This window comes from Enhygromyxa salina, from assembly GCF_002994615.1.
Classification (GTDB): domain Bacteria; phylum Myxococcota_A; class Polyangia; order Nannocystales; family Nannocystaceae; genus Plesiocystis; species Plesiocystis salina_A.
The window spans coordinates 13,787-33,961 of sequence record NZ_PVNK01000275.1; the positions used below are offsets into that span (position 1 = coordinate 13,787).

14 protein-coding genes are annotated in these 20,175 nt (G+C 71.7%); 6 read left to right on the forward strand and 8 right to left on the reverse strand.

What is annotated here, in order from left to right:
- The first annotated feature begins 2 nt into the window (after nt 1-2).
- Genes ENSA5_RS31785 through ENSA5_RS31795 form a run of 3 tightly spaced genes read left to right on the forward strand, consistent with a single transcriptional unit; the run spans nt 3 to nt 4,286 of the window.
- Nucleotides 3-2,210 carry a UvrD-helicase domain-containing protein gene (locus ENSA5_RS31785; protein WP_106395478.1) on the forward strand — a complete coding sequence of 736 codons (2,208 nt, stop codon included), beginning with the start codon at nt 3-5 and terminating at the stop codon, nt 2,208-2,210.
- A complete protein-coding gene (locus ENSA5_RS31790; protein ID WP_106395479.1) occupies nt 2,207-2,410 on the forward strand; it encodes a DUF1684 domain-containing protein in 204 nt (67 codons plus the stop codon). Before ENSA5_RS31785 ends, ENSA5_RS31790 begins: the two co-directional genes overlap by 4 nt.
- 13 nt (nt 2,411-2,423) lie before the next feature.
- Entirely contained in the window at nt 2,424-4,286 is a 1,863-nt protein-coding gene (locus ENSA5_RS31795; RefSeq protein WP_106395480.1) for an ABC transporter substrate-binding protein, read from the forward strand.
- 39 nt (nt 4,287-4,325) lie between these two features.
- On the opposite strand, the gene ENSA5_RS36605 is transcribed toward ENSA5_RS31795, so the two are convergent.
- From ENSA5_RS36605 to ENSA5_RS31815, 4 genes are read right to left on the reverse strand one after another with little or no spacing between them, the layout of a single operon-like run.
- On the reverse strand, nt 4,326-5,621 hold the full coding sequence (locus ENSA5_RS36605) for a dickkopf-related protein (protein WP_146156332.1): 1,296 nt from the start codon (nt 5,619-5,621) through the stop codon (nt 4,326-4,328).
- Between the two features lie 39 nt (nt 5,622-5,660).
- On the reverse strand, nt 5,661-6,839 hold the full coding sequence (locus ENSA5_RS31805) for a DUF2271 domain-containing protein (RefSeq protein ID WP_146156333.1): 1,179 nt from the start codon (nt 6,837-6,839) through the stop codon (nt 5,661-5,663).
- 19 nt (nt 6,840-6,858) lie between these two features.
- Nucleotides 6,859-7,812: a DUF4266 domain-containing protein gene (locus ENSA5_RS39005; RefSeq protein ID WP_219906901.1), complete on the reverse strand. Its 954-nt coding sequence runs from the start codon at nt 7,810-7,812 to the stop codon at nt 6,859-6,861.
- Nucleotides 7,809-8,261, reverse strand: coding sequence for a hypothetical protein (locus ENSA5_RS31815; RefSeq protein ID WP_146156334.1), 453 nt, complete (start codon nt 8,259-8,261; stop codon nt 7,809-7,811). The genes ENSA5_RS39005 and ENSA5_RS31815 overlap by 4 nt, the downstream gene beginning before the upstream one ends.
- Nucleotides 8,262-8,512: 251 nt before the next feature.
- Here ENSA5_RS31815 and ENSA5_RS31820 point away from each other — a divergent pair, with 251 nt between their 5' ends.
- Nucleotides 8,513-9,547, forward strand: a complete 1,035-nt coding sequence (locus tag ENSA5_RS31820; protein WP_181198366.1) for a DUF3570 domain-containing protein — start codon at nt 8,513-8,515, stop codon at nt 9,545-9,547.
- Between the two features lie 15 nt (nt 9,548-9,562).
- Nucleotides 9,563-10,108, forward strand: coding sequence for a TlpA family protein disulfide reductase (locus tag ENSA5_RS31825; RefSeq protein ID WP_106395484.1), 546 nt, complete (start codon nt 9,563-9,565; stop codon nt 10,106-10,108).
- Nucleotides 10,109-10,197: 89 nt separating this feature from the next.
- On the opposite strand, the gene ENSA5_RS31830 is transcribed toward ENSA5_RS31825, so the two are convergent.
- The 4 genes from ENSA5_RS31830 to ENSA5_RS31845 all read right to left on the reverse strand — a co-directional run bounded on the left by ENSA5_RS31830 (nt 10,198) and on the right by ENSA5_RS31845 (nt 17,970).
- Nucleotides 10,198-10,668, reverse strand: coding sequence for a cupredoxin domain-containing protein (locus tag ENSA5_RS31830; protein ID WP_106395485.1), 471 nt, complete (start codon nt 10,666-10,668; stop codon nt 10,198-10,200).
- Nucleotides 10,665-14,507, reverse strand: a complete 3,843-nt coding sequence (locus tag ENSA5_RS31835) for an efflux RND transporter permease subunit (protein WP_444843376.1) — start codon at nt 14,505-14,507, stop codon at nt 10,665-10,667. Before ENSA5_RS31835 ends, ENSA5_RS31830 begins: the two co-directional genes overlap by 4 nt.
- Before the next feature lie 182 nt (nt 14,508-14,689).
- Nucleotides 14,690-16,558 (reverse strand): efflux RND transporter periplasmic adaptor subunit, encoded by a 1,869-nt coding sequence (locus ENSA5_RS31840; protein ID WP_106395486.1) that lies wholly within the window; start codon nt 16,556-16,558, stop codon nt 14,690-14,692.
- Nucleotides 16,555-17,970 carry a TolC family protein gene (locus ENSA5_RS31845; protein ID WP_106395487.1) on the reverse strand — a complete coding sequence of 472 codons (1,416 nt, stop codon included), beginning with the start codon at nt 17,968-17,970 and terminating at the stop codon, nt 16,555-16,557. Before ENSA5_RS31845 ends, ENSA5_RS31840 begins: the two co-directional genes overlap by 4 nt.
- A gap of 179 nt (nt 17,971-18,149) precedes the next feature.
- On the opposite strand from ENSA5_RS31845, the gene ENSA5_RS31850 reads away from it, so the two are divergent.
- Nucleotides 18,150-19,511: a radical SAM protein gene (locus ENSA5_RS31850; RefSeq protein ID WP_181198367.1), complete on the forward strand. Its 1,362-nt coding sequence runs from the start codon at nt 18,150-18,152 to the stop codon at nt 19,509-19,511.
- Nucleotides 19,512-20,175: the final 664 nt, after the last annotated feature.

Consider the following 20,175-nt stretch of genomic DNA (forward strand, 5'->3'; position numbering starts at 1 on the left):
GCATGCACGAGGTTCAAGTCGCAATGTCGGCCGATTTTCTGCGCGGGTTCTCGCGCCTGGCCAAGCAACAACAACGGGGCGTGCGGGCCTGGATCGACAAATTCCGCGCGGACCCACGCGCGGCCTCGATCAGCTACAAGAAGCCCAAGGGCATGCGCGACCCCAAGGTCCGCAGCGTGCGGATCACCCAGAAGTACCGAGCGATCGTCATCCACCCGCCCAAAGAGGACGTCTACCTGCTGGTCTGGGTCGACAACCACGACGAGGCCCTCGACTGGGCCCGCAACAAGGTGTTCGAGGTCAACCGCTTCACCGGCACCTTTCAGGTCTACGAGCCCGTCGAGGGCCCCGGCCCCAGCTCCGGTCCCGGTCCCAGCTCCGGCCCCGAGGCCAGCGCCCCGCCGCCGTCCGAGAGCGTGGTCGGCCGGGTCGATCTGACCGGGCCCAAGATCGCAGACGGCTTCTTGCTCGCGGGCCACCAAGACGAGGACCTGCTCCTCTTCGGCGTGCCCGAGCCGCTGCTGCCCGCCGTCCGGGCGCTCCGGACCGAGGGCGACCTCGACCGCCTCGCGCCCTTCTTGCCCGACGAGGCCGCCGACGCGGTCTACCTGCTCGCCGCCGGGTACAGCGCCGAGCAGACCCTCGATGAGCTCGACCGACGGACGGATCAGGGCCAGCCGGACCTCCCGGCCAAGGTCGACGTCGAGGACTTCGCCGAGTCGCTGACCCGCGACGAGTCGAGGCGCGCGTTCAAGCTGCTCGAGGACGACGCCGAGCTCGCGGCCATGCTCGCCGCGCCGCTCGAGCAGTGGCGCGTGTTCTTGCATCCGAGCCAGGCCAAGCTCGTCACCATGCGCAGCAAGGGCTCCGCCCGGGTGCTCGGGGGCGCGGGCACGGGCAAGACCGTGGTCGCCATGCACCGGGCGAGGCACCTGGCCAGGGACGTGTTCAACGCGCCGGGCGAGCGCGTCTTGCTGACGACCTTCACGTCCAACCTGGCCAAGGACATTCGTGAAAATTTGCGCCGCATGTGTGGGACCGAGTTCGAGCGCATCGACGTCAAGCACCTCCAGGAGGTCGCGCGAGAGGTGTTGGCCGCGCGCGGCGTCAAGCTCGAGCACACCGCGACCACCAAGCAGAGCGCCACGGCCTGGAAGCGAGCCCTCGCCGCCCACGCGCTCGAGTTCTCCGAGGTCTTTTACAAGCAAGAGTGGTCGCACGTGGTTCAGGCCCAGGACGTGACCTGCGAGGCCGAGTACCTCCGCGCCCGCCGGGCCGGTCGCGGAAAGCGACTGAGCCGACGACAGCGCGGCGAGGTCTGGAAGATCCTGGCCGAGTACCGGCAGCAGCTCGACCTCGCCGGGCTGAGCGAGCACGCCGACGTGATCCGGGAGGCCCGCTTCGCCCTCGCCGACGAGTCGGTCTCGTCGGGCTACGCGACCGTGATCGCCGACGAGGTCCAGGACTTTCGGACCGCCGATCTCTCGTTCCTGCGCGCGCTCGTGCCACCGGGGCCAAACGACATCTTCGTCGTCGGCGATCCCCACCAGCGCATCTACGGCCACAAGGCCTCGCTCGGCCGCTGCGGGATCAGCATCCGCGGGCGACGCTCGCGCAAGCTGCGGATCAACTACCGAACGACCCAGCAGATCCGCAACTGGGCGGTCGCGGCCCTCGCCAAGCTCGACATTGATGATCTCGACGAGGGCAGCGACAACCTCGCGGGCGAGCGCTCACTGCGGACAGGCCACGCCCCCGACGTTCACCTGTTCGACGGGATCGAGGACGAGGTCCAGCACCTCGCCGGGCTGATCGAGGCGTGGACGGCCGAGGGCGTGCAGCCGTCCGAGATCTGTGTCGTCGCCCGGACCAAGTACCTGGTCAACGACTCGTACATCCCCGCGCTCGCGGCCCGGGGCGTGACCACCACGCAGATTCAAACGGACTCGACGGACAAGCTGCCAAACGTGGTCCGGATCGCCAACATGCACCGGGTCAAGGGCCTCGAGTTCGCGCGCGTGGTCCTCGTCGGCATCCACGCGGGGAACATGCCCTACGAGGACGCCGCCTATCGAACGCGGGACCCCAAGGCCAAGGCGCTCTACGATGAGGGCGAGCGCAAGCTGCTCTACGTCGCCGCCACCCGGGCGCGGGATGTCCTGGTCGTGACGGGCTCCGGGCGGGCCTCGGCCTTTGTGGCGGCGCCATGATGATCCGTGCCGCCGCGGCGCTGGCCTTGCTCGGCGCGACCACGGCCCCCCAGGCGGGCGCTCGCGCGGGCCTCGAGCTCGACTTCAACCGCGCGACCAATCCCCTGTGTGCCTACAGCGAGCACTTCAACTGCCCGCTGCCACCGAGCTTCAACAAGCTCGGGCTGCCGATCCGCGCCGGGGCGACCGCGCCGCATTGACTCCAACGCCGCCATGGCCGAACAAGTCGGGATGTCGACCCGGCGACGCGAGCGGGTGAGACGCCGCCGCGCCGAGGCCCGCGCGGTCGCCCAAGCGGTGCTCAGCGGGCTGGTGCTCCTTGGCACCTTGGCCGGGCTCGCGTGGCTCGGGGCCGAGCGAGACAGCGCGAGCGCGTCGAGCACGAGCGCGGCGACCGAGCCCGAGCCCGCGCCCGCGAGCGCCACCGAGCTCGCCGCCCTCGAGCCCGTCGTCATCGCCCTGCCCCAGCTCCCGCGCAAGTTCGACCCCCTCGACGACATGGAGCCGTGGGCCGAGCGGATCAGCGAGGATCTGATCTTCGAGGGCCTGGTCCGACGAACCCGCGACCGCTACCCCTGGGTCGAGCCGGCGATCGCCGACCGCTGCGAGGTCGACCAGGACCACGCGGTGATGATCGTCAGCTGTCACATCCCCGAGGGCATCCGCTTTCACGACGGCAGCGAGCTGAGCATGGACGACGTGGTCTACTCGCTGCGCTACTGGCTGATGGACCGGCGCAGCTGGGCGCGCCAGCGCCACGGGCTCTCGACCTTTCGCCGGGTCGAGATCGTCGATGGCCCGCCCGGGCAGCGCGACCCCGGCCGCTGGGTCAAGCTTCGCTTCGGCCAGCGCGAGCCCCTCGCCCTCGAGGCCCTCAGCGCGATCAAGATCGTGCCGATGGCGGCCCACCGCGGCCGCGCGTCCCGCTTCGCCCAGGCGCCGATCGGGACCGGGCCCATGCGCCTGACCACCCTCGAGGCCGATCGCGTCGTGCTCGAGCGCTTCGACGACTACCGCGATGAAGCCCGGCGCGCGGGCGCGCCCAGCCTCGCGTTTCGGGCGATCAACGACGGCGCCGCGGCGTTGACGGCCCTGCGCCGCGGCGAGGTCCACCTCCTGCCCGAGCTCGCCCCGAACCACGTCCCGGTCGAGCTCGGCAAGCCCGGGATGTCGGCCCGGCTCCGCGCGTGGGTCGTCAGCCCGGCCAGCTACGACGTCCTGCTCTGGAACCTCGGTCGGGGCCTGCCCGCCAACCCGGGCCTCCGCGCGGCGCTCCACGACGCCGTGCCCTTCGCAACGATCACTCGGACGATCTACGGCGCGCCGGGTCTGCCCGCGGCGGCGCCCGTCGATCTGCACGATCCGACGCCGATCGATCTCTACGCCCTCGCCGGTATCCGGGCCGGCCAGCCGACGCCCGCCGGGCTGCCGACCTTTCCGCCCCTCGACCGGGACCAAGAGGGGGCCGAGCGCGCGGCCGCGGCCCTCGACGCCCTCGGCTGGCCGGCCAAGGCCAGGGGCATGCGTCGGCGCGCCAGCGGTCCCCTGCGGGTGCCCCTGGCCTGGGATGGCCACCCGGGCCGGGCGAGCTCGGTCCGCGCCTCGATCCGGGCGACCTGGGAGTCGATCGGGGTCCGCTCGCCCGACACGGCGACCTCGTGGCGCTTCATGCTCGCGGTCTTGATGCGCGGAGACTTCCGCGTGGCCATGCTCCACTTCGGCGGCCACAGCGACGAGGACCTGTTCCACATGTTCCACTCTCGCGGGGCCCTCAACCTCGCTGGCGTCGCCGACGAGCAGCTCGACGCGGCCCTCGACGGCTACCGGGCGGCCGCCACTCGGGGCGACCGCGACCGCGCCAAGCGGCGGGTCGCCGCGCGCCTCGCCGAGCTCCGGGTGGTCTCGATCCTCCACGCCCCCGCCCACGTCACCCTGAGCTCGCGCCGCCTGAAGACGGTCGAGTTCATCGACGATCTTCCCCGCCTCGACACCCTCGCGCTCGGCGATGAGCCGGTCGACTGGCGGGCGCGGGCGCGGGAGGCCGCGGGCGAGGAGTTTTGCTGGACCTGCCGCTGAGCGTCGGGCCTCGACGCCCTCGTGGAGACCCGCTCACGCTCACGCTGCCCGACGACGCGACCGCCGAACTCCGCCGAGCGCGAGGACCACGACGACCGACCACCACAGCCGCTCGGGTGACGGCTCCGAGCTCCGACAGGTGCAGCCCGCGGCCTCGTCGGCGCCGGGGCCCTCGCCGCTCTCGCCGCTCTCGCCCGGGCCGCCCGTCGCGTCGCCGCCCTCACCCTCACCACCTGGGCCCCCGTCTTCGCCCTCGCCCGAGTCGCTGTCTCCGTCGCCGGGATCGCCGTCGCCGTCGCCCGACTCGCCGTCGCCGTCGCCGGAGTCGCCGTCACCGGAGTCGCCGTCGCCGTCGCCGTCGCCGTTCGCGGTGCACCCGATCCGCTCGGTGCTCACGACGACGTCGTCGAACCACACCTGGTTCGGCTGATCCGCGTCGCCGTTGGCGATGTAGTGCTGCAGCCAGGCCTTGTTGAGCTGGAGCTCCTCGACGTCGCGCCAGTGCATCTGTGTCTGCTCGAGCGCGAGCGCGTCGTTGACCCAAAACGACATCGTGCCGTCGGCCTCCCCGGGGGTGTTGATGTGCATGTGGAGCTCGAGGCAGACCCACTCGCCGGTCGGCAGGACCTCGGCCGGCTCGGGCGCGAACAGGTTGCCCCAGCAGCACTCGGGCCCGTTCTCGCACGGCATGTCTTTTTGGGCGCAGCCGTCACAGATCCCCTGGGCGTAGGCGCCGTCGCAGTAGCCGCCCATGTCGCAGTTCATCTCGGGGAAGTAGGTGTAGAAGAACAGCTCGTGGTCGGTGTTGAAGTCGAGGGTCGTGCCCGCCGCCCGGTAGCCGTTGGGCCGGCAGCCCGCGTTGCCGTCGGCGCCCCAGTACTCGTCGGGCTGGGTTCCGGCGATCGACAAGAAGTGATGGACGTACTGGTGGTCGTCGGCGAGGCGGACCCAGGTCCGAAAGTAGAGGTCCTCGTAGCCGGTCAGCAGGCAGCCCTGCTCGCCGCTGCCGTTGCAGCTCCGGTAGGCCAGCGACGCGCCCCTGTAGTTGGCCGCGGCCGCGGCCGGGAGGTGCAGCGACCAGTCGCCGTCGTGGGCGGCGGCGGGATCGTCGAGCAGTCGGATGCGATCGGGATCGTTGACGCCCTCGGGGCAGCCGTCGCACTGGACGAAGGCCGACTGCTCGAACCACTCCGGCCAGCCGAGCCCGCCCTGCTCGAAGTCCTCGCACATCAGCCACCCGGGCTGGGGGTCGTCACAGGGCGACGCGAGCGCGGGGCTCGCCACGCTCAGGCCAAGAGCTACGGTTGCACAGGTCAGGATCGCAGCGCGCTGCATGCGGCGAGTGTACACGCCGAGCCACGGTCCTCAGCAAATTTAGGGGGCGTAGAGCAGCAGCTCCGCGAATTCCTCGGCGTCGCCGCTCGTGGCAGACATCACCACCGTCGGCCCCGCGCCGAGCTCGAACTCGACGGAGATCTCCGGCCCCGGGTCGGCGCTGCCGTTGGAGTTGGCCTCGGTGTATTCGACGTGGATCGTGTAGACCCCAGGGCTCGCGGGCGTGCCGTTGAGATCATCGAGCTCCCACTCGACCTCGTGGGTGCCGTGGACCTTGCGCGTCGAGCCGGTGATCGCGTCGACGTCGTTCTCGTCGCTCGCGGATCGCCACGCGACGAGGTGCTCGCGGCGGTTGTCGCCCCAGACCTCGAGGGTGCGCACGAAGCCATCGGCGTCCTCGAGCCAGATCGCCCCGACGTGCTTGGGGCCATACTTGCCGTCGTACCCGAGGGTCCGCACGCGCAAGCTCATGACCTCGGGTGGCGCGGCCGGGTCGATCCCCCGCAACATCGCGTCGAGGACGAGATCGTCGTCCTTCGCGTGGGGGTGCAAGGACACGGCGAGCACGTTGGTGCCGGCCTGCAGCAAGGCAGGGTCGGGGAACGCCCGATAGTAGTGATGAGGGTCGAAGCCGATCGCCCGGCTCAGCGCTGTCAGCTCGGAGTCGACGCCGTTCGCGGCCATGTTGGACCGAAACACCTCGCCGCCGTTGAGCCACACGATCGCCCCGTCGTCGCGACGCAGGCGCAGCATCAAGCCCGTGACCGAGCTCGGATCGCTGACGTTGAAGGTGGCCCGCAGCTGGCTCGGCCCTGACGGCAGCTCGGTCGCGACCTCGAAGTCGAGGCCGAGGGGGGCGGGGCCCTCATCCCAGGCCGAGTCGTCGAAGTCCACCGCGGTCCAGTCGATCGAGTCCGAGGCGCCGCTGTTGTAGCGCCAGGCGTCGCCCGGAGCGACGAAGACCGCGAGCGCGTCCTCGGAGCCGCCGCCCTCGTCGCCGCCGGCCTCACCGTTGCCGCCGTCGTCGCCACCGCCGTCGTCGAGGCCGCCCTCGTCGTCGAGGCCGCCCTCGTCGAGGCCCGGGGGCAGGCCCTCGTCGGCCGGGCCCTCGTCCTCGTCCGCGCCCCAGTCGTCGGCGGCGGTCTCGCTTGGAGGCTCCGCGTCGACGATGTGCAGGCCGCCCTGTTCGCCACAGCCCGCGGCCGCGAGCGCGACCACCAGCAACTTTAACCCTCGCTCAATTACAGCCACAACCACCTCCAGCTCCGCCGACGGCGCCAGCCGAGCCCTCGCGGTACTCGACCGCGTGCTCGCTGGCGACGAGCAGCTCTCCGCCGATGTCGATCACCATGTCCGGCTGCGCGAGGCGGTCGCGCTCCCATGGTTGAACCCGCGCGCACCCGCTCGCGCAGATCAGCCCGAGGGCGAGCGCCACGGTCGTCGCGGACCCCCGCCGCCGCCGGTAAGCGAGGAGGCCGACGCCGAACATCAACACCAGGCCGAGCCCGACCGGGCGGATCTCGGACGCGCCGATCTGGCAGCCCTCGGTACTCGCGCCGTCGATCGGGTCGATCGGATCGAGGCGATGGAGCTCGAGCATCGGCCCGTCGCCCTCGGCGTCGCCCGAGCCGTCGCCCTGCACGCTCGCGAGGTGCAGCCACACGGGCCCCGCCGCGGGGCTGGTCGGCGCGCGCCACTGCATCCGCAGGCGGTGCGCGCCGCAGTCGCCGAGCCCGAGCACGCGCCGGCCGCTGTCGAGATCGAAGGCGACCGCCGCCCGCGTCCCGCTCGCGCAGCGCTCCGCGTCGGTCAGGAGCTCGTCGGGCGGGAGGCTGAGCTCCCCGACGGCGAGCCCCGACGCGTCGCTGACCTCCGCGACGACCGCCGCGTGCTCGACCGCCGGAGACCACTCGATGTCGAGGGTGTAGGCCGTGCCCGGGGCCCAGCCGAATTCCGGCAGCCCCCGGACCACGTGCACGAGCGGCTCGCCGCCGCCGTGGCAGGCGTCGCAGCTCAGCCCGTCGAGGCGCGAGCCCGTGAAGTAGCGGCCTGCGCCGCCGCCTTCGTGGGCGGGCGTGGAGTAGAGCCGGGGGCTCGAGTAGGCGTGACTGGCCGCGGGCGTGACCCCGACGACCAGCGCGGCGATCACCGCCGCGAGCGAAGCGGCGAGCAGCGACGCGCGACCGCTCATAGCCCGAGCTCCTCGGTCTCCGCGAGCGGAACCCCCGCGGCCCAGCGAGCGACCTCCTGCCAGCTCGGCTCGCTGCGCTGCCACAGGTTGCGGCCCCAGACATCTTCACCGCGGTGCGCGTGGCCCTCGAGCGGCTTTTGCAGCAGCGGCGCGTCGTCCAGCTCGCCCTCGTAGGTCAGCGCCGAGCGGGTCCGCTGGTAGCTGAGCCAGACCTCGTCCTCGGTCGGCGGATCAAAGGGACCGTCGATGTCGGGCTCGAGCCTCAGGCGGCCTGGGCCCCAGACAACAAAGAAGCGCTCGGGATCCCCGTGACACTGGCTGAACCCGCAATCGCGTAACAACAGCGGATACACGACCGCGCGGAAATCACCATAGTCGGGCGCGGGCAATTCGGCCGCGCCCGACGTGCACCCCGTGACCAACAAGACCCCTGCAACGACGCTCCGCATATCTCCTATCTACCACCGGAAAATAGTTGCGAACAATAGTTTTTTGTATTGTAAGGTCAGTCGTATCGATGGCCCCAACCCGTCAAAACGGCGTCTATCGCTCAAATCGCGTGGCACTCGCGGTGTTCACGAGTGTCATCTTCCTGGTCCAATCGAGCACATTGGCCGCCCCCGGGGATGACACTCAATCACATGATGATGTGAATCGTGTTGATGACGATGACGATGGCAATGGTGATGACAAGCAACGAATGACATCCAATGTCGCGTCTTCACTATATGTACGCTCCGACACCGACGGAACCACGATCATCGCGCCGCGGGTGCGCTTTCGCCAGGACTTCGGCCGGACCGGCCTCGACTTCACCTATACCGCCGACGTGTGGACGAGCGCGTCGGTCGACATCCGCACCGCGGCGTCGGCGTCGGTTAGCGAAGACCGCCACGAGCTCGGTCTGGCCGTCGATCACGAGCACGACGCGTGGACCTTCGCGGCCGCCTATCGCTTCTCGACCGAGCATGACTACACCGCCCACGGTCCGAGCCTGAGCGCCGCGTGGGAGGGCCTCGCGCGCAACGTGCGGCTCGAGGGCCGGGCCTCGTTGAGCAGCGACCAGGTCGGCCGCGCCGGCGACCCCGAATTCCTCCGGCCGCTGCGCAGCGTCGCGCTGTGGTTCGGCTACACCCAGGTCCTCGGTCGCGGGACGCTGCTCCAGCTCGCCGGAGAGCAGCGCACGAGCGCGGGCTATCAGGCCAGCCCCTATCGCTGGGTCGGGCTCGGGGGCCCGGTGACCTGTTCCGGTCAGACGCCGCTGTGCGTGCCCGAGGTCGTCCCCACTCGACGATTTCGCTACGCCGTGGCCGCGCGCGCGCGCCAGTCCTTCGCGCGCTGGGGCTCCCTCGGCCTCGACTATCGCTACTACATCGACAGCTGGCGGCTGCAGTCGCACACCCTCGGCGCGGACCTGCGCTTCGTCCCCCGCGCGTCGCTGCTGCTCGAGCTCGGCTATCGCGCTTACTTTCAAGGCGCGGCGTGGTTCTATCAATCGTCTTATTCTGTCAATCCACGCGGCGGCTTCGTGACCCGTGACCGCGAGCTCTCGCCGATGTCCGATCACGAGATCGCGGCCTTGGCCCGCTGGACCCACGTGTTCACCCGGCGCCGGGTCGAGCTCGGCGTCGGTCTGCGCCTCGCGGGCGCCGTCTACGACTACAACGACTTCCCCGGACTCAGCCGAGTCTTCGCCGGCGAGGCGACCCTCAACCTTCAGCTCGGCACCTTCTGACCCCTGGAGCATCCGATGAAAGATCAGCGATCCCACCACCCCCTGTGCACCACCCGCTCCTTGCTGTTCGCGCTCGCCTCACTCGGGCTCGCGCTCACGGGCTGCGAGCGCCCGAGCGCCGCGTCCTCGAACGCCCCCATGCGCGCGGGCCAGCCGGCGCCTGCCCTGTCTGCCGTCGACGCGCAGGGCCGCCCGATCGACCTGGCCACCTTCGCCGGCAAGATCGTGCTCGTCGACTTCTGGGCGTCGTGGTGCGAGCCCTGTCAGGAGGCGATGCCGGGCCTCGACCAGCTCGCCGCGGACTACGCTGATCAGGTCGTGGTCATCGGCGTGTCCGTCGACGAAGACCCCGAGCAGGCCCGCGCCTTCGTCGAGCGCGTCGGCGTTGGCTTTCCGATCGTCCACGACGCCGACCACTCGATCGCCGCGCGCTGGGTCCCGCCAAAGATGCCGACGACCTTCGTGATCGATCCGGCCGGGGACATCGTCGAGGTCCACGGCGGCTACAACAGCGCGAGCCTGACCGAGCTCCGCGCGCAGATCGAGCGCATTCAGAATTAACCTCTGACTGAGGGCTGCTGACCGCGCCGACGTGGCGCCCAGCGCTTCGGAGCGGGCGCCAAGGGCCCCGGCACAGCCTCATCAAGCGCTCAGGACTTGGGCACGACCTTGCCCCGGTACATGTCCATCCCGCACGCGAATTTGACCTCGCCGGTCTCGGGCACCTCAACCTCGATCTCGACGGTCTCGTTGAGCGGCAGCTTCTTGTCGATCTCCATCGAGGCGATGACGAGATCCTGGCCGCAGCCCTGCTCGGTCGTGCGCGTGAACGCGAGGGTCACCTTGCTCTTGGCCGGGGCCCGGATCTCGTCGGGGTGGTAGCCGCCGGCGTCGACGATGACGTCGACGCGGCCATCACCGCCGAGCTCGGCGACCTCGCCCTCGGGCTTCTCGCCCGCTCCGGGCTTCTCGCCCGCTTCGGGCTTCTCGGCCTTGTCGGCCTTGGCCGCCTTGTCGTCGGTCTTGGCCGCCTCGTCGGCGCCGCCCTTGTCACACGCGGGCAAGACAAGGAGCGCGGCCGTGAGGCCCAGGGCGGATGCGGTCTCGATGATCTTGTTCATGTCTCTTCCTGCTCATCTTCCCTCGCTTTGGGGTCCAATTTCGAGCCCTCTCGCGGCTCGGGCTCTCGCGCCTCGCCCACGCGCACGCTCGGCTGAGGGCGCCTCGCCCCGGCGGAGGCCCGCTGCGCGCGCGCGAGCTTCCACTCCTCGCTCGCGCACCACAGGACCGGGACCACGAAGAGGGTCAGCAGCTCGATCGACATCCCGCCGAGGATCGGCACGGCCATCGGCGCCATCACGTCGCCGCCGCGCCCCTGCGAGGCCACGACCGGCATCAGCGCGAGCAGGGTCGTGGCCGTGGTCATCAGGCAGGGCCGGACCCGGCGCTTGCCGGCCTCGACGGTCCGCTCGCGGATCTCCCGGACGGTCCGCGGCCGCGCGTGCTCGAAGCGCTGGGTCAGGTAGGTCGCCATGACCACGCCGTCGTCGGTCGCAATGCCGATCAGCGCGATCACGCCGATCCAGACCGCGACCGAGAGGTTGATCGGCCCGACGCCGAGCAGCGCGCGCATGTTGGTCCCGAGGACCTCGAAGTCGAGGAAGCCGGGCCGGCCCCAGGCCCACAGCAGCAAGAAGCCGCCCGCGACCGCGACCGCGACCGCCGTGTAGATCATCAAGCTGACCGCGACCCGACGAAAGCGCAGGTGCAAGAGCATGAACACCAGCGCGAGCGCGATCGGGATCAGCACGACCAGCCGGGCCTCGCTGCGCAGCTGGTTCTCGTAGCTGCCCGCGAAGCGATAGCTGACCCCGTCGGGCAGCTCGAGCTCGCCGGCCGCGAGCGCGGCCTCGATGTGGGCCCGGGCGGCCTCGACGGCCTCGACCTCGGCGACCTCGGGGACCCGATCGAAGAGCACGTAAGAGGTTGCGAAGGTGTCCTCGGCCTTGATCACCTGCGGCCCGCGGACGTAGCGGATCTCGGCCAGCTGCTCGAGCAAGATCGGGTCTTGCCCGGCGACGGCGACCGGCAGGCGCTCGATCGCGGGCAGCGAGTCGCGATCTTCTCGCATGTAGCGGACCCGGACGCCGTAGCGCTCGCGGCCCTCGACGGTCCGGGTCAGGACCATGCCCCCGAGCGCGACCTGGAGCTGGTGCTGGACCTCGGCGACGGTCAGGCCCTGGTGGGCGATCTCGCGGCGATCGAGCACGATCTCGATGTAGGGCTTGCCGACCACGCGATCGGCGAACACCGTCTCGGACCGCAGCTGGGGGACCTCGCGCAGGACCTGCTCGAGATCGAAGCCGAAGCGCTCGATGCTGGCCAGATCCGGGCCCGCGATCTTGACGCCCATCGGCGCCCGCATGCCGCTTTGGAGCATCACGATCCGCGCGTTGATCGGCATCAGCACCGGCGCGCTGGTGACCCCGGGCATCTGCGCGGCGGCGACGATCTCGTCCCAGATGTCGCGGGTCGTGCGGATGTGCTCGCGCCACTGGCGAACGCGGGTGCCGTCGGGCTCGAGCCTGTACTCGGGCACGTAGGTGATCACGGTCTCGATCATCGAGACCGGCGCGGGGTCGAGGGCGCTGTCGACCCGGCCGAGCTTGCCGACGACCCGGTCGACCTCGGGGATCGCCGCGATCGCGGCGTCGATGCCCTGGAGCATCTCGAGCGCCTGGCCGAGCGAGGCGTGGGGCATCGTCGTCGGCATGTACAAGAACGCGCCCTCGTCGAAGGGCGGCATGTACTCACGCCCGAAGCCCGGGGCCGCGTCGACGAGCGCGGTCGCCAGGGCCCCGCGCTCGGCCTCGTCGTCGGCGATCACGACCGCGAACACCCGGCCGGCGCCGAGCCAGACCGTGAGCCCGAGCAAGACCACGAGGGCGGGCGCGGCCAGGAACGCCAGCTTGTGGGCCAAGAAGACCCGCAGCAGCGCCGGGTAAAACCACATGAAGGCGCGCAGGCTCAGGACCACGACGCCGACGATCGTCCCGACGAAGACCACGTTGGCCGCGACCCCGGGCTCGGGCCCGAGCGGCAGCCAGCTCCGGGTCAGGGCGAGGCCGACGACGACGACGGCCAGGACGTTCTCGACGACCGCGCCGACCGCCACCGCCCGGGCCGGGAGCAGCGGCCGCGCGAGGCGAAAGCCGGCCATCGCGAGCACCAGCGCGCCCGCGCCGACGTGGACGAAGACCACGAGCGCGAGGCCCAGCCCGGCCAGGACCCAGTCGCGCAGATGGACGAGGCGCAGGATCGAGCCGAGCACGCGGCGCCCGGGCGGCGCGCTCGGGCGGCGGCGCATGATCACCAGCGCGAGCCCGGGCAAGACCAGCAGCGAGAGGCCGAGCGCGCCGAGCATCGCGTAGGTCTTGGTCAGGGCCAGCGGCGTGAACAGCCGCGACTCGGCCGCGGTCAGCCCGAACACGGGCAAGAAGCTCACGACCGTGGTCAGGACCGAGGTCACGACCGCGGGCGCGACCTCGGCCGCGGCCCGGCGCACGACCCTCGCGCGGAGGCTCGTTGGCGAGCCTCCCCCGCCAGGTCGCTCGCTCCGCTCCCGCCCTTCCCCCGAGCCCTCCCGGGGCAGGCCCGGGCCGCCCCCGGAGTTGTCGTGGCCCTCGAGGCGCGCGGCGATGTTCTCGGTCAGCACGATCCCGATGTCGACCATCGTGCCGATCGCAATCGCGACGCCGCCGAGCGCCATGACGTTGGCGTCGACCCCGGTCAGCTTCATGACCACGAAGGTCGCGAGGACCCCGAGCGGCAGCATCGCCGAGATCAGCAGCGAGCTGCGGATGTCCCGGAGCAAGATCAACACGACGATGATCGTGACCAGGATCTCCTGCCACAGCGCCGTCGACAGGGTGTCGAGGGTCTCGTGGATCAGCTCGGTGCGGTCGTAAAAGGGCACCAGCGTGACCTGGCTCGTGCGCCCGTCGGCCAGGGTCTTGCGCGGCAGGCCGGGCTGGATCTCGGCGACGCGCTGCTTGACCGCGTCGATCGTCTCGAGCGGGTTGGCGCCGAAGCGAGCGACCACGACCCCGCCGACGACCTCGGCCCCGGCGTCGTCGAGGGCCCCGCGGCGCTGGGCCGGGCCGACGCTCACGCGAGCCACGTCGCGCACCCGGATCGGCGTGTGCTCGCGGGTCACGACCACCGCCTCCTCGATGTCGCGCAGCTCCTCGATGAAGCCGATGCTCCGGATCAGGTACTCGACCCGGTTGATCTCGAGGGTCCGCGCGCCGACGTCGAGGTTCGAGCCCCCGACCGCGCGCGCGACCTGGTCGAGGGTCACGCGCTGGGCCCGGAGCGCCTCGGGGTCGACGTCGACCTGGTACTCGCGCACGTAGCCGCCGACCGAGGCGACCTCGGACACGCCCGAGACCGACTGCAGCGCGAAGCGCACGGTCCAGTCCTGAACCGAGCGCAGCTCGTGCAGATCCCAGCCGCCGACGAGCTCGCCGGTCTCGGGGTCGTGGCCCTCGAGGGTGTACCAAAACACCTGGCCGAGGGCGGTCGCGTCGGGGCCGAGGCGCGGGCTCACGCCTTCCGGTACGGTCCCGGCCGGGAGCGAGGCCAGCTTCTCGAGCACGCGGCTGCGCGACCAGTAGAACTCGACCTCGTCGTCGAAGATCACGTAGATCGTCGAGAACCCGAAGGCCGAGGCGCTGCGCACGGTCTCGACCCCGGAGATCCCGAGCAGCGCGGTCGTCAGCGGGTAGGTGATCTGATCTTCGATGTCCCGCGGCGAGCGCCCGGGCCACTCGGTGAACACGATCTGTTGGTTCTCGCCGATGTCGGGGATCGCGTCGACGGGCACCGGGCTGCGGGGCAGCGCGCCCGTGTCCCAGGCGAAGGGCGAGGCCCACACGCCCGCGGCCGCGACGAGCAGCACGAACACGAACACCGCGAGGCGGTTGGCGACGAAGTAGCCGAGGACCTTGGCCCACGCGCTGTCGTGGGTTCGCGCGTCGCCGGGCGCGGGGTCGTCGAGCTCGAGCGCGAGGTCGAGGCTCTCGATCTCACCCGAGATCGACGCGCCCGGCTGGCCCGCTTGGCCCGGTTGGCCCGGCTCGCTCAATGTGTGTGCCCCTCGTGCTTGGTCGCGCCCGCCCGGGCCGACGCCGCCTCCGAGCTCAGCAAGTACTGGCCGGGCTCGAGCGTCGAGCGAAACTCACCGCAGCTGAGCATGCTCTCGCCGAAGTAGCTGTTGTCGACGACCTCGCCGGCCTGGATCCACTCGGCGCCCTCGTTGGCGTCGGCCATCGGGCAAAAGGCCAGGCGCAGGGGCGAGTCGAGCGGGTTCCCAAAGGTCGCGAGCAGGCCCTTGATGTCCCGGCTCAGGTGCAAGAAGGCCCCGCGCGCGCCCTCGATCGCCTCAGACTGGGCGGCCTCGCTCGCGCGGCGCTCGAGCGCCGGGCCGAGCGCGCGCCACAGCTCCGCGGCCGGCGACTCGGGCGCGACCGTGACCGCCTGCGCCTGCTTGACCAGGCGCGCGGCCGCGGCCTGGGCCGAGCGCCAGTTGTCGTCGGCGAGCGCGACCTGCATGTCGAGGTAGGCGCCGAGGACCGCGGCGAGCTCGGCCCGCAGGACCTCGTCGGGCTCGACCCGGACCGCGAGCGCCGTGTCTTCGAGCTCGTCGGGCTGGGCCATCATGCTGGCGCCGCCGCGGATCTGGAGGTCGGCGTCGATCGCAAAGGCCCCGTGCACGACCACCCGCTCGCCCTCGGCGAGGCCGGCGACGACGGGATAGAGCTCGCCCATCCGCGGCCCGAGCTCGACGGCCCGGGGCGCGTAGCTGGGCTTGGCGCTGGCGTCCGCGGCCGGGACCTCGACGTAGACCAGCGAGCGCTTGCCCGTGAACAGCGGCGCGGTGACCGGGACCACGAGCGGCTTTTGCTTGCTGGCCGAGGCCGGTCCCTCGCCGCTCGGCCCGCCCCGGACCACGGCCTCGACGAACATGCCCGGGCGGAGCTTGCCGCTCGCGTTGTCGACCTCGACCCGGACCCGCGTGACCCGCCTGCGCGGATCGACGAGCGGATCGATGAACGCGACCTCGCCGCTGAAGCGCTCGCCCGGCAGCGCCTCGACCTCGATCTCGACGGTCTGGCCCTCCATCAGGGCCGACAGATCGCTCTCGTAGGCGTCGAGCTGGACCCACAGCTGGGACAGGTCGGCGACGCGGAGCAGGACCTCGCCGGCCTCGACGTACTGGCCCTGGGTCACGAGGCGCTCCATGACCGTGCCGCCGTCCGTGGCCGAGATCGCGACCGACTTGCGCGGCGACTTGGCCCGGGCCATGCGCTCGATCTCCGCGTCCGACAGGCCGAGCAAGCTCAGGCGCTCGCGCGCGGCCGCGAGCGTGGCCTCGGCCGAGCTGCGCGCGAGCTCGCTGGCGTTGCCCAGCTTTGCGACCTGCCGGGCGGCCGTGAGCAGGTCCTGGTGGGCGGCGTAGACCTCGGGGCTGTAGAGGCTCGCAATGGCCTGGCCGCGACGCACGCTCGCGCCGGTCTCGCGGACGAGGAGCTTGTCGACCCGCCCCCCGATCCACGCGCTGACGTTGCGCGCGCGGCTCTCGTCGATCTCGATCCGACCGAGGAGGCGCAGATCCACGCCCGGCGTGGCGATGCGCTCGACCTCGACGGTCTCGATCCGGGCGAGGAGCGCCGCGCGATCGGACAGCTCGACCTGGTCGATCGAGCCCGCGGCGTGCTCCGACAAGGGGATCAGATCCATGCCGCAGATCGGGCAGGCGCCCGGCTCCGGCTGGCGGACCTGGGGGTGCATCGAGCAGGTCCAGACCTCGGCCTCGACCTCGGCCGACTCGGGCTCGGGCGAACGCAGGCGCGGGACGCAGCGGCCCAGGCCGAAGGCCACGAACGCCACGAGGGGCACGAGCACCCACGGCAGCCACGAGCTCGGCGCTTCGTCCGGAAGCTTGGTCATCGCGCGTCTCCTGCCTCGGCGCTCGCCTCGGTGCCCTCGCCCCTGCCCTCGACCGGTCGGCCGACCACGCGCTCGAGCTCGGCCCACGCGATCGCGTGCTCGGCGTGGAGGCGCACGGCCGACAAACGCAGCTCGAGCAGGTCGCGCTCGGCCAGCAAGATCGCCGCGAGTACGCCCTCGCCCGTGGCGTAGCCGCCCAGCGTCGACTCGAGCGCGCCCTCGGCCTGGGGGATCAAGGTGTGCTCGTGAAGCGCGGCGCGCCGGGCCGTGTCGCGGACCCTGGAGAGCGCCACGCTCAGCTGCGCGGCCGCCCGATCCCGCACCGACGCCCACTCGGCCCGGGCGGCCGCGGCGTCGGCCTCGGCCGCGCGCTGGTCGTGGGCGTAGTTGGCCTGCCACAGCGGGAGCTCGAGACCGACCGTGACCGAGACCGCGTCCTTGCCCGAGTCGGCGACGCCGCTCACGCGCGCGGGCCCGATCTCGATCCAGTCGACGCCGAGCGAGAGCGCGGGCGCGCGGGCGTGGCGGGCCTGCTTGACCCGAAGATCGCCGACCTCGCCCTGGGCCTCCCAGCGCTCGAGCAGCGGGTGCTCGACCACGACCGCGCGCAGCGAGGCCTCGTCGACGGCGGGCTGCTCGAGCACGGGCAGCGCGGAGCTCGTCGGTGTCTCGGTCCCCGGCGGCGCCGCGACGGCCGCGACCAACATCGCCGAGGCCTCGATCTGCGCCTCGCCCAGGCCCGCGACCTGATCGGCGAGGCGCGCCCGCCCGAGCTCGAGCTGCTGGATGTCGGCGAGCGTGGCCTGACCGAGCTCGAGCCGGGCCCGCGACAGCTCCGTGAGCGCCTCGAACAGCTCGAGCTGCTCGCGCTCGACGAGCTCGACCTCGCGCAGCAGCCACAGCCGCCAGTAGGCCGCGAGCACCCGCGCGCGGACCTCGAGCGCGGCCGCCTCGAACTCGTGTTGCTCGACCCGCGCGGCGGCGGTCGCTGCGTCGGCGCCCGCGAGCAAGGCCCCGGGCCACGGGAAGTGTTGGCGGACCCCGAGGCGCTGGCGCTGGGGGCCAACGCGGGTCTCGACCGGCGCCACGAACACCGAGTAGCTGACCGTGGGCATCGGCAGTCGCCGCTCGCGCGCGACTCGATGCGAGGCCGCCCGCCACCGCTCCCAGGTCGCGCGCAGCTCGTGGTCGTGGGCCAGGGCGTGGGCGACGTAGGCCTCGGGCGTGCCGTCGAAGCTGGGCTGCTCGGTCTCGGCCCAGCCCGCCCCCGACGGGGCGTCCGCCCCGACCTCGACCGCCGCGAGGGTGTCCCCGGCGCGATCGAGCTCGGCCCGCAGCTCTCGCTCGCCTCGCGCGACGCAGGCCAGGCACAGCACCGGCCCGAGGACTGCGAGCTGTCGGTGAAGACGCACGGCGCGGGACTTAGCAAGTTCGAGACATCAAAAGCAATTTAGTGAATCAAATGAAATCAATGACTTAGATGGTACTCGGCGCTCGACGGGCCCGAGCTTGTGGCTCGCCTGGTCACCGCTGTGACTGTGAGAGTCACACCGGCGCGGCGCGGGATTCAGCTGCGGTAAGGTGGACAGCGATGGCCGCGCGGCTCCCAACATGGTTGGTCGAAGCCCTGCCTGAGGAGCAGCGCGGCGCGCTCGTGATTCAGACCTCGCGCCCTCGCGCCCTCGCGCTGCGCTTCGCTGGCGGGATCGTGATCGAGCTGGGCCTGACCCAAGACAGGCCCCGGGCCTACGTGGTCCGCGGCCCCCTGAGCTTCGCCTACCGTGTCGATGAAGGCGTCGACGGGGCCGCCGCCAGCGAGCTGTGTGGCGAGGTCGCGGCGGCCCTCGCCAGCGCGTGCTCGACCGATCTCGTCGCCTACCTCGAGGCGCGGCCCTCGTCAGCGCGCGGCTCGAGCGAGCGGAGCTCGCCGCGGGCGACGATGATGCTGACCGAGGGCGAGATACTGCGCGGACGCAAGCTCGAGCACCTCGCCCGCGCGACCGAGGTCGAAGCGGTCGAGCTCTACCTCCACGGGGCCGCGTGCGTGCAGAGTTGCCAGTTTTGTGCCTACCCGCGGGTCCGCGCGCGCCAGGCCACGCTCCCGGCCAGGCTCGGCGCGGGCCTGCGCGTGCTCGGCCACCGGGTCACGAAGGCGTCCGACGTGCTCGACTGGCTCGCGCGCGTGGTCGCGATCATGCGCGCGCGACCGAGCGGCCGGGTCACGCTGTCGGGCCCGGACTGCCTTCGCCACCCCCGGATCGACGAGATGCTGGAGCTGCTCGCGGGCGAGCGCGAGCTGGGCGTCGAGCTGCTCGGCCCGCTCACGCGCCTGTCCGAGCCCGAGCTCGCCGCGCGCGTGGCCGCGGTCCCGGGGCTACAGTCGATCTGCACGAGCCTGCTGTCGACCCGGGCCGAGATTCACGACGCCATGGTCGGGACCCCGGGCGCGCACGCCCAGGTTCTAAAGGCCCTGGCCAATTGCCGCGACCACGGGATCGCGTTCAAGGTCAACGTGCTCGTGACGCCGGCCAACATCGAGGAGCTGCCCGCGCTGCTCGAGCGCTGCGCGGAGCTCGGCGCTGACGTCGTCAACCTCTCGCTCTACCACCCCGAGAGCGCCGCGGATGCGCTCGTGCACGCGTCGTGGCGCGAACTCGAGTTGCCCGCGCTGGTCGTCGGGCGCGAGGCCTTGCTGCGCGCGTGGGAGGCCACGCCACCCCGAGCGCTCGCGGGGGTCCACGCCCACTACCTGCCGCGCTGCTGGGTGCCCGCAGCGCTGCGCGAGCAGCTGCTGCGAACGCCGCGGGACCTGCAGGACAACTTTCGCCATCCGCCCGGCTGCGCGCGCTGCCGCGAGCGCGAGCGCTGCCCCGGGCTCACGGTCCCGGCCTTCGAACACCTCGGCCCAGACGCCGTCGAGCCGATCGGGTCGGATCCGCGATGCGATTCATGACCCCCGCGGCCGTCAGCAACTTTGCCACGCACGGCCGCTGCGCGGTCGCTCGCTCGCTCCGCTCCCTCCCTCGGTGGGCTGGTATGAGCTATCCATGACCCCCGCGGCCGTCAGCAACTTTGCCACGCACGGCCGCTGCGCGGCCGGTCGCTCGCTCGCTCCGCTCCCTCCCTCGGTGGGCTGGTATGAGCTACGCAATCGCCTGCGTGGCCCCCTAAAGGGGGCTATCCATGACCCGCGCCCAGACCCCGTCGACCCGATCGGGCCCGAGCCGCGATGCTATTCATGACCCCCGCGGCCGTCAGCAACTTTGCCACGCACGGCCGCTGCGCGGCCGGTCGCTCGCTCGCTCCGCTCCCTCCCTCGGTGGGCTGCTATGAGCTACGCAATCGCCTGCGTGGCCCCCTAAAGGGGGCTATCCATGACCCGCGCCCAGACCCCGTCGACCCGATCGGGCCCGAGCCGCGGTGCTATTCATGACCCCCGCGGCCGTCAGCAACTTTGCCACGCACGGCCGCTGCGCGGCCGGTCGGTCGCTCGCTCCGCTCCCTCCCTCGGTGGGCTGGTATGAGCTACGCAATCGCCTGCGTGGCCCCCTAAAGGGGGCTATCCATGACCCGCGCCCAGACCCCGTCGACCCGATCGGGCCCGAGCCGCGATGCTA

Bases quoted from the DNA above. Each gene is read 5' to 3' on its own strand.
- ENSA5_RS31795 (WP_106395480.1), top strand. From the start codon at position 2,424: ATGGCCGAACAAGTCGGGATGTCGACCCGGCGACGCGAGCGGGTGAGA.
- ENSA5_RS31850 (WP_181198367.1), top strand. From the start codon at position 18,150: ATGGCCGCGCGGCTCCCAACATGGTTGGTCGAAGCCCTGCCTGAGGAG.
- ENSA5_RS31820 (WP_181198366.1), top strand. From the start codon at position 8,513: ATGACATCCAATGTCGCGTCTTCACTATATGTACGCTCCGACACCGAC.
- ENSA5_RS31815 (WP_146156334.1), bottom strand. From the start codon at position 8,261: ATGCGGAGCGTCGTTGCAGGGGTCTTGTTGGTCACGGGGTGCACGTCG.
- ENSA5_RS31840 (WP_106395486.1), bottom strand. From the start codon at position 16,558: ATGACCAAGCTTCCGGACGAAGCGCCGAGCTCGTGGCTGCCGTGGGTG.
- ENSA5_RS31790 (WP_106395479.1), top strand. From the start codon at position 2,207: ATGATGATCCGTGCCGCCGCGGCGCTGGCCTTGCTCGGCGCGACCACG.
- ENSA5_RS39005 (WP_219906901.1), bottom strand. From the start codon at position 7,812: ATGAGCGGTCGCGCGTCGCTGCTCGCCGCTTCGCTCGCGGCGGTGATC.
- ENSA5_RS36605 (WP_146156332.1), bottom strand. From the start codon at position 5,621: ATGCAGCGCGCTGCGATCCTGACCTGTGCAACCGTAGCTCTTGGCCTG.
- ENSA5_RS31825 (WP_106395484.1), top strand. From the start codon at position 9,563: ATGAAAGATCAGCGATCCCACCACCCCCTGTGCACCACCCGCTCCTTG.
- ENSA5_RS31830 (WP_106395485.1), bottom strand. From the start codon at position 10,668: ATGAACAAGATCATCGAGACCGCATCCGCCCTGGGCCTCACGGCCGCG.
- ENSA5_RS31785 (WP_106395478.1), top strand. From the start codon at position 3: ATGCACGAGGTTCAAGTCGCAATGTCGGCCGATTTTCTGCGCGGGTTC.